This window comes from Desulfurococcus sp., from assembly GCA_026626905.1.
Taxonomy (GTDB): domain Archaea; phylum Thermoproteota; class Thermoprotei_A; order Sulfolobales; family Desulfurococcaceae; genus Desulfurococcus.
Window position 1 is genome coordinate 81,977 of sequence record JAPNUX010000001.1, and the last position, 13,939, is coordinate 95,915.

12 protein-coding genes are annotated in these 13,939 nt (G+C 48.0%); 4 read left to right on the plus strand and 8 right to left on the minus strand.

Going from position 1 to position 13,939, the window contains the following annotated elements; translation table 11 throughout:
• Positions 1 to 77: 77 nt before the first annotated feature.
• The 3 genes from OWQ48_00465 to OWQ48_00475 are packed head-to-tail and all read left to right on the plus strand — an operon-like array spanning position 78 to position 2,841.
• A complete protein-coding gene (locus tag OWQ48_00465; GenBank protein MCY0867695.1) occupies positions 78 to 791 on the plus strand; it encodes an ECF transporter S component in 714 nt (237 codons plus the stop codon).
• 43 nt (positions 792 to 834) lie between these two features.
• Complete coding sequence (locus tag OWQ48_00470; protein MCY0867696.1) at positions 835 to 2,127, plus strand: ATP-binding cassette domain-containing protein; 1,293 nt, start codon at positions 835 to 837, stop codon at positions 2,125 to 2,127.
• 6 nt (positions 2,128 to 2,133) lie between these two features.
• A complete protein-coding gene (locus OWQ48_00475; GenBank protein ID MCY0867697.1) occupies positions 2,134 to 2,841 on the plus strand; it encodes a hypothetical protein in 708 nt (235 codons plus the stop codon).
• A 171-nt stretch (positions 2,842 to 3,012) separates the two neighbouring features.
• Here OWQ48_00475 and OWQ48_00480 read toward each other — a convergent pair whose 3' ends face one another.
• From OWQ48_00480 to OWQ48_00515, 8 genes are all read right to left on the minus strand, one after another.
• Positions 3,013 to 5,217 carry a DEAD/DEAH box helicase gene (locus OWQ48_00480; protein ID MCY0867698.1) on the minus strand — a complete coding sequence of 735 codons (2,205 nt, stop codon included), beginning with the start codon at positions 5,215 to 5,217 and terminating at the stop codon, positions 3,013 to 3,015.
• Positions 5,218 to 5,487: a hypothetical protein gene (locus OWQ48_00485; GenBank protein ID MCY0867699.1), complete on the minus strand. Its 270-nt coding sequence runs from the start codon at positions 5,485 to 5,487 to the stop codon at positions 5,218 to 5,220.
• Positions 5,488 to 5,850: 363 nt separating this feature from the next.
• The gene (locus OWQ48_00490) at positions 5,851 to 6,030 is read right to left on the minus strand and encodes a hypothetical protein (GenBank protein ID MCY0867700.1); all 180 of its coding nucleotides are present in this window, start codon (positions 6,028 to 6,030) and stop codon (positions 5,851 to 5,853) included.
• A gap of 98 nt (positions 6,031 to 6,128) precedes the next feature.
• Complete coding sequence (locus OWQ48_00495) at positions 6,129 to 7,379, minus strand: molybdopterin molybdotransferase MoeA (GenBank protein MCY0867701.1); 1,251 nt, start codon at positions 7,377 to 7,379, stop codon at positions 6,129 to 6,131.
• On the minus strand, positions 7,363 to 8,232 hold the full coding sequence (locus OWQ48_00500; protein MCY0867702.1) for a DMT family transporter: 870 nt from the start codon (positions 8,230 to 8,232) through the stop codon (positions 7,363 to 7,365). The genes OWQ48_00495 and OWQ48_00500 overlap by 17 nt, the downstream gene beginning before the upstream one ends.
• Before the next feature lie 22 nt (positions 8,233 to 8,254).
• Positions 8,255 to 10,492 carry an arginine--tRNA ligase gene (gene argS / locus OWQ48_00505; protein ID MCY0867703.1) on the minus strand — a complete coding sequence of 746 codons (2,238 nt, stop codon included), beginning with the start codon at positions 10,490 to 10,492 and terminating at the stop codon, positions 8,255 to 8,257.
• 55 nt (positions 10,493 to 10,547) lie between these two features.
• Positions 10,548 to 12,506, minus strand: coding sequence for a glyceraldehyde-3-phosphate ferredoxin oxidoreductase (locus tag OWQ48_00510; protein ID MCY0867704.1), 1,959 nt, complete (start codon positions 12,504 to 12,506; stop codon positions 10,548 to 10,550).
• Positions 12,507 to 12,670: 164 nt separating this feature from the next.
• A complete protein-coding gene (locus tag OWQ48_00515) occupies positions 12,671 to 13,120 on the minus strand; it encodes a PadR family transcriptional regulator (protein ID MCY0867705.1) in 450 nt (149 codons plus the stop codon).
• A gap of 88 nt (positions 13,121 to 13,208) precedes the next feature.
• Here OWQ48_00515 and OWQ48_00520 point away from each other — a divergent pair, with 88 nt between their 5' ends.
• On the plus strand, positions 13,209 to 13,931 hold the full coding sequence (locus OWQ48_00520) for an ABC transporter ATP-binding protein (protein MCY0867706.1): 723 nt from the start codon (positions 13,209 to 13,211) through the stop codon (positions 13,929 to 13,931).
• Positions 13,932 to 13,939 lie beyond the last annotated feature (8 nt).

Below are 13,939 nucleotides of genomic sequence, written 5' to 3' on the forward strand. Positions count from 1 at the left end.
ACTCTCCAGCAGCCTCTTATTGAACGTTCAAATCACCTTAAAAGAATAGTTGAGGATCACAGTTAGCGGTGAAACACGTGAAGACACGCCTCATTGTGGATGCTGTTGTATTCACAGTGCTTGTTTACGCTGCTACAATAGTTCTCCAGGTATACCAGCCTGTGACAGGAGGTTACTTTAATCTAGGTGAATCAATGATATATGTTGCAGCCATGGTCTCCACCCCTCTGGCTGCAGGAGTAGCGGGAGGTATAGGTGCCTCGCTAGCAGACCTGACAACCGGCTACCAGATCTTCGCGCCAGCTACTCTAGTAATAAAGTTCACTGAAGGTTACATTGCAGGTATCCTCATCGAGAAGCTTAAAGGCAGGCATGGAAGGATTACAGGCGGAGTGCTCGGCTCAGCGTACGCCTTAGTCTTCGCAAGCTTCGCCTTAGCATACTACGCTGGCCCCATCGAGGTTGGGCCCACTGGTATCACTGTAAACGTGCCGTGGTTTATCTGGCTGCTTATCAGTATAGCTTTAGGCTTCACAGTAGTGTACTCTCTAATCTCAAAGTATAGTAGTGTGGGTGAGGCTCTAGCACTACTAGCAGGCGGGTTAATAATGGTTACAGGATACTTCCTCTACGAGTACTACGTGTCAAATCCGTATACTGGTAGGCCGGCAATCCACGCTGTATTCGAGATCCCAGTTAACTTAGGACAGGCGATTACAGGTATCATGATAGCCCTCCCCCTTGTCTCCTGGCTTAGAAGAGCCGGGTACCTGGAGGGTAAGTCTTCATAAGGATTTTTCCCTTCAAGCAATCCTTTACACTCTGGTGGCATCTGTGCTGAAAGCTAGTATTAAAGCAGCAGGCTATCGCGGCGGATTTACACTTAGAGACATCAACCTAGAGATCCCTGACGGGGAGATCCTGGTTGTAACAGGGCCTTCGGGCAGCGGGAAGACTACTCTTCTTCGAGCTTTAATCGGAGTGCTAGATAAGATTGGAGGCTTCGTGGAGGGCTCAGTCTTCATTGATGAACACAATCTAAGTGAAATACCACCTTGGAGAATACACGAGCTAATAGCATACATACCCCAGGAACCCTGGTATGCTATCGTAGGCTACACTGTGAGATCCGAGTACTGCTACACGCTATCCCTCACCGGCTTGAAGTGCAACTACAGGCATCTCGATAGACTAGGATTAACAGGTAAGCTGGAGTCCCTGACAGCTAATTTAAGTGCTGGTGAAACCCAGAAACTCCTGTGGGCTGGGGCATCTGCTGGAAGAACCCGTGTACTCGTGTTAGACGAGCCCCTCGTATACCTTGACGAGGAGACTAAGGGGATTGTTGGCAGGATAGCAATGGAAGCCTTAGAGAATAAAACGTCGCTAATAGTAGTAGACCATAACCCCTACTACTGGAGGAATATGCCTGGGAAGCTCTTAATCCTAGATGAAGGAGTTGTCAAATACTACGGTGAATGGAGTGACGACGCGCTAGCATTAATTAAGCCATCCTGGGCGCTGGATAGAAGGAGAGAAACACCTAATAGTAGTGACGCTGCCATCGAGGTTGAAAACCTCTGGTTTAAGTACCCGGGGGAGAAACCACTCTTTAAAGGCTTAAATTTAATAGTAGAGAGAGCGCAGCTTACAGGCCTCACGGGCAGGAATGGTAGCGGTAAGTCAACTCTTCTCAAGCTAATGGCCGGCATGCTGAAGCCTGTAAAAGGCCGTGTTAAAAAACGTGGACGAGCCACCTACATACCCGAGAACCCGCTACTATACTTTACTAAGCCTACACCAGTAGAAGAGCTACTCTACGCTGCAGGGGGAAGGCTTGAAAGAGTCACCGATGTAGCCGAGGCATTCGGGCTCTCGAAATCCCTTGAAACTCCGCTTGCAAGGCTTAGCTCTGGTGAGAGGAGGAGGCTTGCTATAGCCTCAGCATACCTTAGCGGCTTCGACATATACCTGGTGGATGAGCCTACAGGCGGCTTGGATCAATGGAATACAGTAAAAGTGCTGGAAGCTCTCTCCAATATAGTAGATAGCGGTGGGACTGTTGTAGTCGCTACGCATGATGAAAGAATAATTAGAATACTTGACAGCGAGTACCAGCTGGGCTGACTAGATATGGCTGTACTAGGCTGGCTTGTATCAGTTGTCTACAAGGCTTTCTTCCTTAAAGGTGACACGGGATTTAAGCGGGCTCACTGGACGGTTAAAGTACTCTACATAGCCATTCTGACTCTTATTATTGCTAGAGGAGATCTAGGGCTGCTTCTAGGAGCCCTGCTGGTCTCACTAGCTCTAGGTTTAATATCACCCGGCTATGAATGGGTTCTCTCAACTCTAACGCTTTCATCAATAGTCTCAGCCTACATGTCGCTGACATCTCTCATAGCATCTCTCGCTGGTTTCTCACCTGTAGGAGGCTACTGGAGCATAGTATTCATCGCTTTAAGGACTCTCTCACTTTCCACTATCATAGCATTCTCCTTCGTTATTATATCGCCTCTCGAGATATCCTCACTACTCATACTACTAGGAGCTGGAAGACTAGCCGGCATCCCCCTGCTCGTATGGAGGCTGATACCCTACGGGCTTAAATCTTTCAGTGAAAGCCTAGGGATAGGATACGTTAAAGGTGAAAGGGTCTCCCAGAGGATCCCGCCTGCTGTTGCAAGCGTGATCGAGATTGGAGGATTCATCGAGGAGTACTGCTTCTACAAGCTGAACTCTAAAGCTAAACGCATAGTGCTACCGGAGTATACGTGGAGGCATACAGCTATTTTAGCATTAAGCAGCGTGATCCTGATGCTCCTGCTGGCGGCTCAGTGAGGCGTGTCAGGTGCTCACCCGTTAATCACAGCACGGGTGGCTCATAATTCGGAACCATCATCATCCATTAAACACTATATTCACGCAGAGTATTATGGCTTCACGCTATAGGTTTACCTTCACGCTCCTCCAGTGGTCTACCTGCAGCAGTTACTCCTCTTCTAATCTTGCTTAACACGTACACAGCCTTCCTGCGTGAAAGGACTTGGTTATTACGCAGTATGGGCTGTACACGCATCTAGGGCATCCATCCTCGCAACTACACTTACTCATGATTTCTAACGCTAGGTCCTCTGCTCTCTCGAATCTCTCGTAGAGTAGCTTTGATATCCCGCTACCACCTATAGTGGAGTCGTATACCACGATATCGCCGCTCGGATAGCTTATCCCGCCTAGATCTGTTAAGCCAGCACCACATGTAAGCCTAGCGGCAGAGATTAAAGCATGCTCGACCGCGTGGAATGCTTCCGCGTTACCCTTTAATCCTAGCTCTCTGAACACCGGGTATTTCAGTAGCACTGCTCTCGTTGAATACCTGTATTTGACCGGCTCTGTGAGGTACTCGGTTGAGATTATCTCCCCACTATACATGTCCTTGAAGACTACTCCCTCTACACTAAGCTCTAAGAGTACTCTCGCATATGCTATTCTAGTACCATGGAGGGTCAGCCTCTCGGATAACACCTCGTATTCTACTATATCAACAGTGTACAAGGGTCTAGTGTAGTACCCGGCATCAGCTTCCACCTTCCTCACTGTAGCTTTACTACTCGAGAGATCTACTGATTCAACGATGTAGGGTTCACCCATGTATAGGTAGATAGCTCTAGGGTATAGTTCGAGTAGAGCTATAGGAAGCTCTCTAGTCGCGATTACACTGCCAACTCCAGCTTCAACTACACTGACAACCGGGCCAACCGCTCTTAAACCCCCCTTCTCGTTGAGAAGTCTTCTCGCATGGTATCGCATGGGCTTAACATACCCATTCACCTCTCTCACTAGATTCATCGCTTTCAACTCGCCTAGAACCCTCCTCCATGCTTCAGGCAGATCGCCTGCTCTCGCTCTCCCAGCTTGAAGGATGTATGCTAGCAGGTGGACTTTAGATACTTCTTCATTAAAAGGCTCGATTACCACAGGTGGTATATCCTGCTTGAAGAACCGATCAGGGTCTCTAGCGTAGTAGGCGTCAATTGGATCCTCTCCTAGTATAGTGAACACGTAGCCCTTACCTCTCCTGCCAGCCCTGCCGGCTCTCTGCAGGTATTTAGCGTAGGAGGGGGGAGGTGAAGCCATTACTACAGCGTCTAGAACACCTATATCAATACCCAGCTCGAGTGTCGGTGTTGCTACAACACCCTCCAGTCTACCCTCCCTGAGCTCAGCTTCAATACTCCGCCTAATACTAGCTGGCAGGCCAGCTCTATGAACCATGACATTAATACCGTATCTTACTCTTAGAATCCTCGTCAATAGCTCTGCTAGCTGCTGGCTATCCACGAAGACTAGGAATCTCAACCCCTTTTCTGATAGAATATGTGCTAGGCTAGCTGTAACACTCCACCTGCTTAAGTAGCCAGCTGAGATTAAAGCATGGATAGCAGTACCCTTCCTCCAGGCTTCTCCTCTAACTTCAGTGAAGCTCTCGTTGAAGAGCGCTTCAGCAAGTTCCCTTGGATTGCTTATAGTGGCTGATGAACCAATGAATACAGGCTTCCTGCTAGCCGTTCTCTTCAGCCTCTCTGCGAGGTGGTGGATATGGCTTCCAAGCACCCCTTCGTAGACGTGTAGCTCGTCGAAGACCATGAAGCTGGATCTCTCAGTGAAGCTCCGTATATGCTCACTATAAACTAATCCAATGTGAAGCATATCGGGATTCGATACTATAATAGAGGGTGGATTCAACGCCAGCCTCCTTCTAACCCTGCTCGGAGTGTCTCCATCGTATATTCCGAAGCTGATAGCAGGGTACACTAGGTAATCGCGGAATCTATTCACCTGGTCTCTAGCAAGGGCTTTAGTAGGGTAGAGTATCATTGCTCTCGGGTTAGCGCCTCTATGCTCACTAATATGCTTAAGTATTGGGAGAAGGAAGGCCTCAGTTTTACCCATCCCTGTTCCAGCTGAGATAACAGTATTCTCGCCATTCAGGATACGCTTGTAAGCCTCATATTGAAACTTATACAGTCTCCTAATACCCCTGCGCTCAAGGACCCCGAGTACTTCAGCAGGCAGATCTACATCCCAGATGCTTGGCCCTGGCTCAGGCTCGCCGGTCTCTTCTACTTTCTCGTAGAGAATTGAGACACCGCTTCCAGGATACCTGGCTGCTAGCTCATCGTTAACCTCTGCAACCAGTGGATCCTTAAGTTTCAATCAAGCCCCCTTTCTAGCGAGATCTCTTGCAAGACGTTCAGTTTTACTCAGCCTCCTCCACATCTTATAGTGCTCCTCGCAGAGGTACACGTAGCCGGGTCTCCTAGGGGGCTGAGCATCAATAGGATTCAGCTTCAACCCATGCTTCTCAAGGATCCTTGCATCCAGGTAGCTTAACCGGTGCAAGCCCTCCCCGTTGCAGCCTTCAACACTACATCTCCTAGAATCCATGGTAAACCCCCAGCAAGCTACATCCAGCCTAGACCTCACGCTCCAGGAGACTTTATATGAATGCTACCTTTTAAGGAAAAGAAGCTCCACTTCAAGGTAAGAAGGCTGAGGAAGGCATGGTAAACCCGTTAAGGCTACAGGCAGGCTAAGATACATCAACTGGAAACAGGTGGATGCGGCTGAGTGAGTAGTTTTAGGCGGCATGAGTCCCGAAACCTTGTGGAGACGACGGTGCTTTAAGGCTTAGTAGACTGATGAGCCCCCTTAGTGCTGGGTTCTCTTGCAGGCTTAACCTCTGTGCCTCCGGTGATAGCCGTAGATGTTCTCCTATTGCTATGCGATGAAATAGCGTTATTCTAGAATAGAGTGTACCGAGATAGAGACGTAATTGGAGACATGTTCTCAGCAGTTAAAACCTTCTAATCCCGCTGAGAAGCCCCACGTATACATAGTACTCGGCAAGGGTGGAGTTGGCATGTCAACTACAGCTATAGCTCTCTCCCTGAAGCTATCTAAGGAGGGGAAAACCCTGCTGGTGAGCTTTGGATCCTTAGAGAGTACTGTAATATGCCTGCTCAGCATTTATGCCTACCCTTCCTGAAGAATCCTCCTTCAACACTCAAGGATGTAGAGGCTTTATGGGAGGAAGCCTTCAACTGCTGTAGTAATACAGTTCCTGGTTAGAACAAGTATACTGGTACAATGCTATCCTTCTCGAATCCCTCCACGTTCTCAGGTATAACTATGTAGCCGTGGCTCCTGAGAAGGCTTGAGAGTACACCGCTCCCTCTTAGCATGTACGGTTCAGCAACGTATTCTCCACCGGTATCCCTCAAGGTGACTCTTATGTAGCTTGTATAACCTACAGTATTAGGTATTCTACGGGACAGCCTAGCGTACACCACGGGTCTTTCAACACCCTTTAGCCCCAGCCACTTAGAGAAGGCTGGCATTAATATGGCTTCGTATCCAGTCCACGCTGCAACTGGGTACCCGGATAAATGAAGCACTGGCTTCCCTTCTACTAGTGATAGAGAGGTTGGTCTTCCAGGCCGCATTCTAACACCACGGAATACTAACCTCCAGGAATGCATTGCTACATCTATTACAGTGTCACCCTCGCTGACACCAGTGCCAGCTGTTGTCACCACGAGGTCGTTTTCTACAGCCGCTTTTCTTAACGCGTCTCCCAGTATCTCAGGGTCGTCGGGGAATACCCCATAGTATTTTACGCTTGTGAATCCCGTGTTGAGTAGGAGGGCTACAAGCAGCCTCGCTGAGGAATTATAGACTCCTGTCTCGCACTCTACATCTACTCCTGGCTCACAGACCTCGTCGCCTGATGCTAGAACACCTACCTCCAGCTTCCTGTAGACTTTAACCTTATCTACTCCTATGCTGGATAGAGCTGCAATATGAACAGGTTTTAGCAGTGTGCCTTTAGCAACTACTAGCTCTCCTCTAGTGAAGTCTTCCCCCATCCTCGATATATTCTGGCCTGGTGAGACAGGCTTGTAGACTAGTATTCTACTATCAGCGACTTCAACGTCTTCATCCATTACCACAGCATCAGCTCCACAGGGCACAGGTGAGCCTGTGTGAACTCTTATAGCCTCCCCATGGCCTATACAGGTGCTGGGGGGATACTCGCCAGCTGCCACTGAACCCTTCAATAAAAGTTCAACCGGGTTGTACACTGATGCGTTAACAACATCAACTGCTCTAACAGCGTAGCCGTCTACAGCACTTCTATTGAATGGAGGTATATTTATGCCTGCGTAGACATCTTCTGCGAGAATCCTGCCCAGCGCGCTTGAAACCCTAGCCTCCTCTACGCTGAGCTTTACTGTACCCCTGAGGATCCCGGCGAGCAGGTCTACGGCTTCACTAATACTTACAAGTGCTGTGATCCTCTTACTCAACCCTGCCACCTGCTGAACCTGGATTTCCACCTCTATAACCGTAGATTATTAGGGCTAAAGATAATATTATGATAGCGCCGGCTACAAGATCACTTAAAGCTATAACCTGACCGAGAATTACGTGTGCTAGTAAGCCCGCTCCAAACGGCTCTCCAAGGGACACAGAGGTTACAAGGTGGGCTGGATAATACCTTAAAAGATAATTCATAAGAGTGTGGCCTAGCATCATGGGTATTAAAGCCATTAAAGCGAAGTAGACGTAGGATACAGGGTTACCTGGAATAGGATTCAAGCCAGCGGCAATATTATAGGCTAGCGTGAACACTGCTGCAGTAAGATACGTTGGAAACGCGTAGTCAGCTAGAGTCTCCCCTCTAGTACTCCTCGCATACCTACCTATTTCAAAGTATACTGCTACCGAGAAGCCTGCTGCAAGCGATGAGATCGCGCCTGGATTAAAGGCAAGCCTGTTAACCCCTATGTAGAAGACTAGAGATAGTACACTCGTAGTAAAGCCGAGTAGCTGCAAGCCGCTAGGCCTATAACTGTATAGAGCTACCTCTAATAGAAGCGAGTATAAAGGGTATAGTACAACGAGCAGTGTGCTAGTATACACTGAAACCATGAAGAGACTCTTCATCCATAAGATAAAGTGGAAAGCGAGAGCGGCCCCTGATGCCACGTGATGCAGTCTTACCTGCGGCTTCTTCTCCAGCCATGATGGCAGTAGCAGTAGTGATGAGAGAAACATTCTCCAGAATGCATTAACCTCGCCGGGAGCACCTGAAAGCACGACTAGAATGCTAGCTGAGCTTATTGCAAGCCATATGACTGGGAAGAAGAGAAGATGTTTCACCTGCATTTAAAAGCCCTTTTCAAGGGTGCTACAGCTTCCTAAGCTTATAGAACCCCATTACATCTGATAGGTCTGCTAGCAGCAGCATAGTAGCTATAGTCAGCAGTATCCTCGCGCTCCTCTTAACAGGGTCGGGCTCGTTTATTATCCTGTGCTTCTCGTAGAGCTTGTTGAAGCCTAACGCTAAATTCACAGCGTACACGAGGATTTTATCAGGCCGCATGTACTCGTAGGCCTCTCTTAAGACCTTCATGTAATCTAAGAGCTCTTCAACCAGCTGCCTCTCCTCCACACCGAATTCCAGCTCCCTGCCTTTAAGATTCGAGAGTACCTCCATGCCTCTAGCTCGCAGTTCACCAGGGTTATCTAGGGGCTCGAAGCCCCAGAGCTTCCTGAGCACGCTTTGAGCTCTCACAAGACTATATGTGACTATGACTCCATGCTCGAAGGCTCTCGCATTCTTTAAGTCGAATGTAAGCACTTTGCTCGGCTCAACGGAGAGTAGGAGGGCTCTCAGGTTGTTCACAGCTAGCATTCTAGCTGCTTCCTCTAAATCACTGCTCTCCCCAGTTGCCTTACGCTTCTCCTCCGAGCTTTCCAGCTGTTTTTCAATCATGAAGTCCACTATATCAGCTAGTAGCTCGTCGATCGTATAGTATATGCCTCTCCTGCCACTCATCCTCATACCCTTTAAGTGAACCATCTCGTACGAGAAGTGGATGAGATTCTCCGCCTCTTTTTGATATCCCAGTAGGTGTAGGATGGCTTTCAGCTGTTTCTGCGCGCGTGCCTGCTCGACAGCTATAACATTGTAGACTTTATCCGCATTATACCTTGTAAACTTCATGAGAGTGTAAGCGATATCCCGTGTCACGTAGAGTGTGGTTCCATCCCTCCGCCTGATAATGAATCTACCGGGTTCATCAGGGTAGAATAGCCTTCTAACGTACTCGTGTTCCTCTCCAGCCTTGTTCAAATCTACTTCTACAGCTCCATCCACTATTCTAGCATACCGCGATCCCGCGACATTATCTACGATACGCTTCGATAACTCTAGTATCTCGTCGCTGGACTCGTGGTCGAATCCATCGAAGAGTATATTCAGGCTGCTTAGGGTTTCCTTGAAGCCTCTTAAAACCTCCCTGGATACATCTCTAAGAAGGCTTCTAGCTTCAGGATCGCCTTTCTCCGCTCTCCTCATTAACTCTGCTATTTCTTCTTCAGCCTTCTCATACCCTTCAAAGGCTTTGAGGAGGCTTACGCACTCCACATGGTAGTCTCTGCACAGCTTGTTCCTGGCTTTCACGTAACCCGCGTACTCTTCATGAAGCTCCATGTATCTCGTAATGACATCTAGGAGTCTTGCTCTATAGGGGCTTACAGCGGGATGCTGGCTGCCTGAAACCTCCCGGACTACTCTAAGTAGCTTTAGCGTGTCATGCTTAAGCTCTAACTTGCGTAGTACTAGCGTGATCTTCGAGTAGATCCTCACTGCCTCAGGATCCTCTCCGCTAAGCTTTTCTCGAAGTGACCCAGCTATATCCTCTAGGATGCGCTTCAACTCCACTTTTAGATCAGCGAGCTTACCAGCCAGCTTATCCTCCTCTATCAGGATGTTAGTTAACGCGTATACTACACCATACCAGTGGTCTACCTTTAACTCCCGTCTAGGCTCTACTCCTAGAGCTTTAAGCTTGCTGACACCGTATGCTAGCACTGCTATTTGACGGCCGAGATCGTTAACGTAGAAGAGTCTTATGGTATTAAAGCCCAGCCGTTTAAGTAGTCGTGCATAGGTGTCACCTAGCACACTGTTTCTAGCGCTACCAAGGTGGAGAGGGTGGACTGGATTAGCACTTGTATGCTCGACTACAATTATTCTACCAGCTCCAACTCCTTTCAACTCTTCTTCCATTTTCCCCGAGAGCAGGGACTCCATGAAGGATGAGAATAACGTAGAGTAATCTACCTCAATGTTGAGGTAGCCGTTAGTAAATAGTGTCTTTCTAGCCCTGCACTCAGAGGGGAGATAGCCTAGCAGCCTCTCTGCTATTAGCTCTCCCAGCTCACCCCACTTCTCGCGAGGATAGGATTTCAGTACGGCGTGGAGGGGAATACCATAGTCGCCCATAGCAGGGCTAGGAGTTGGAGCAACCTTGATTCTCCCCTCTCTTATGTAAGCCTCTAGTAGGCTACTATCTAAACCTAAGACTTCTCCTGCAGCCTTGATAAACCCTTGTAGTATGCACTCTTGAAGTCCTGTCAAACCTTAATCCCTGTCTTCAACAGGATACTAGAGTAGATTAAAATACCGTGTTGATTTAGATTCCTCCTAGTAGCTCCTGGATCCTCCTATAGAAGCGCTCCCACCACTCTCTTGCAGCATCCTCCTTGTTTGAATCGAACCTACGGCTCCAAGCTTCATTACCATACTCTCTGGCTGCTAGAGCCATGAAGTCTACTATCTTGCTTGAATCCCAGTAGGCTGGGAGTGCTCCAGCCAGCTTCTGATATCTAGCTATCTCCCTGTATACTTTCAGTGATCTCTCTAAAGGCTTCTCGAGACCATAGTATCTCTCGAGTATGACTGGTATTGTCTTCTCAGCCCATCCCCTGTGGAATCTACATATCCCCATATCTGTCACCAAGGCTTCGTTGATAGCTCTCTCAAAGGACTTAGATGCGAATTCCTCGGGCTCCAGGAATACACCAGAGTAGAGGGTCCAGTACTTGCCTAGAACTATCATCGGGGCGACAAGCCCGGGAGTCCAGTAGAAGTTCGGCGTGATGTGTCCTTCCTCACCGAAAGCCGCGTATACTGGGATATCAGTGAACTTGGTTTTACTTGTAGTAGTTCTATCACTGTACAGTATGTCGAGTACTCTAGCAGCTGACCTTAACCCCTTCTCACCTATAAGTCTCAGTATCGGGTTGCCTCCGAAGGCAAGCTGCTCTATTAATCTAACAGCTAGCTCGGCGTTGACACGTGCATGCTCGATGCTATAGGATGCTGGATCGAAGAATGGCTTGCTCGGTAAGCCGACCTCCTCAGGCTTCAGTAGACCCTTGTGTAGTGCTTCGAATACAAACCCGACTATCTGGGCTAGCTCTATAGCGTCGAATCCATACGCGTCTGCTAGTTCAACAGCTTTCTCGGCTTCATGTATATCTAGGACGCCTATCATGGGTCCAAGGCCATTGTACGGCTCGTAATCACTCTTGTACCGGTCTCTCCTCACCTTCTTGCATGCAAGCGGGCAGGGTTCACCACAGGTCTTCCAGCTCTTAGTTTCAATAGCCTCTTTATTGAACGGCTCCCACATGTACTTCATTATAAGCTCGTGGAGTTTTTCTCTCACATCTCTCGGCTGGTAGATGAAGTTCCAGTTGAACATTGGTGTTGTTACCCCTAGGTGAGGATAGTTGCCGCCGAGTGTTCCCCCGGTATTCAGCTTGGAGTCGTATCTATACTTGACTCCAGCATTAATCACTGCCTGAGTGTACGGCTGCTTAATCAGCTCGGTGAATATCTTGTCTAGTCCACGTGTATCCCTTAGGTCTTCAGGTAACTTTACGCTTCTATCGTATCTACCCCCGTAGATTATAGCTGCAACCCCGTGGGCTCTGTAGAGAACGCTTCCTCCTCCTGCTCTAGCAGCGAAATCCTCGCTTCCAAGATCCATTCTACCCTTATGGAGTGTTATAGATGCTAGTGCACCTATATTAGTGTACTTGGATGCCGGGCCTACTAGAATAGACCTCCCATCGTACTCCTCGTAGAAGCTCTTAAAGTTGTCACTAAGGTACTGCTGGAGCGCGTAGACACCCTTGAAGCCACTGTAACCCCTCCACACTTCTTCAAGCTTCTCTTCAGCTATCTCGTGGAATTCAACTACGGGTTCCCCGCCTCCCTCATCGTAGATTTTAACTACTAGAGGTGTAGTAGATTTGCCAACTACGACTATTGCGTCGGCGTTAACTCTAAACTGGAATGCAGCGCCCCCCATCTCAGAGGAGTGTAGTCCCCTTGTTAACGGGCTGCGGAATACAGCTACGAATCTATGGGCACCATACATCTTAGAGCCTGTGAACAAGCCGGCTCCTAATACCAGGGCGTTATCAGGGTGGTAGACAGGCTTACTCCACGACTCATACCTCTCAAGGTGTAGTTTAATACCCAGGGAGAGCGGCGAGTAGACCTCGCTTAACGGGTATTCTTCAATCCAGTACTTCCTTTCTCCTGCATCAATGAATAGAGCCCTATACTTACGCTCACTCAATTCTCTCACCCATCTTCAAGACGGTTGTGATCTAGGCATCCTTATTTAAAGCCTTCTACATATTGTTCCACATTAATGTCTTAGAGATTTTAATTACGTGATTCAAAATAGGTATTCCAGCAGGCTAGGGCTCACGTGAGTAGGCATTGAACTAAAGCTAGCTCTCAGGTAAGCACGCTGTTTAATATAAGCCTAAACTCGTTGATCCCGCACTCAATTTCACGGAGTTGCCTGGGTTCAAGCTCGTCTAGCCTATCAATAAGCTTTAATAGCCATCCAATAAGCTCCAGCACACCGATTTTCTTTGCAAGTCTTAGCTTTGAAAGATACTTTCTTGCCTCCTCTAGCTTTTCTCTATTCTCATTAAGATATCGAGCCCCCTTCTCAGTAAGCTTGAAGATCTTTCTTCGTCTACCATCAACTTTATTTTCTTCAACGCTAAGCAACCCCTCTCTAACCATCTGCTTCAACAGCGTGTAGAGAATGCCGGGGTTGACGGGTAGCCCTGTCTCTACTCTAATACTCTTTAGTAGACTATAACCGTAGAAGCCTTTATCTCTGGCTGCTTCAAGCACTAGTAGCTTGATATACTTGCTCTTATGCCTTAGATTCACCGCGATCATCGCCTCGGAAACTTAATTTAAACTAATATATTAGTTTAAATAGTTTCAGCTATCACTGGTATCAATGGTGCTAACACCTATGAGAGAAGTCTTAAGGCTTGAAGATGTCTGGAAGATCTATAGGACAGGGGAAGTTGAAACTAAAGCTTTAAGAGGAGTAACTCTCGGGGTTAATAGAGGCGAGTTCATAGCTGTAATGGGTCCAAGCGGCTCCGGCAAGTCTACTCTACTCAACATCATGGGCTTACTCGACAAGCCTACGTCAGGGAGAGTGTTTGTTGAGGGCAGGGATGTAACAGAGCTTGATAAAAATGAAATAGCTGATATAAGGAATAGAAAAATAGGCTTTGTCTTCCAGCGTTTTAACCTAGTTAACAGGCTTACAGTCCTAGAGAACATTGAGCTACCATTAATTCCCAGAGGTATCCCGAGGAGTATTAGAGTTGAGAAAGTAGTTAGAGCCCTCAAGATGGCTGGAGGAAGGGAGTCCTGGCTTCTCAAGAAGCCTGAGCAATTGAGTGGTGGCGAGCAGCAGAGAGTTGCTATCGCTAGAGCGATTGTCGGCGACCCTGAGGTTATACTAGCTGATGAACCCACAGGTAACCTGGATAGAGCTTCAGCCAGGATTGTTGTAGAAACGTTCCTCTCATTGAGGAGCACAGGGCTAACTATTGTTGTTGTAACCCATGACCCGGAGATAGCTAACTGCTCTGAGAGAATACTCGTGATAAGAGATGGAGTTATAGCATCTATAGTAGACCCCGAGCCGGATAAATGCATCATGAAGACACTAAGCTCGTGAGAGTGGTG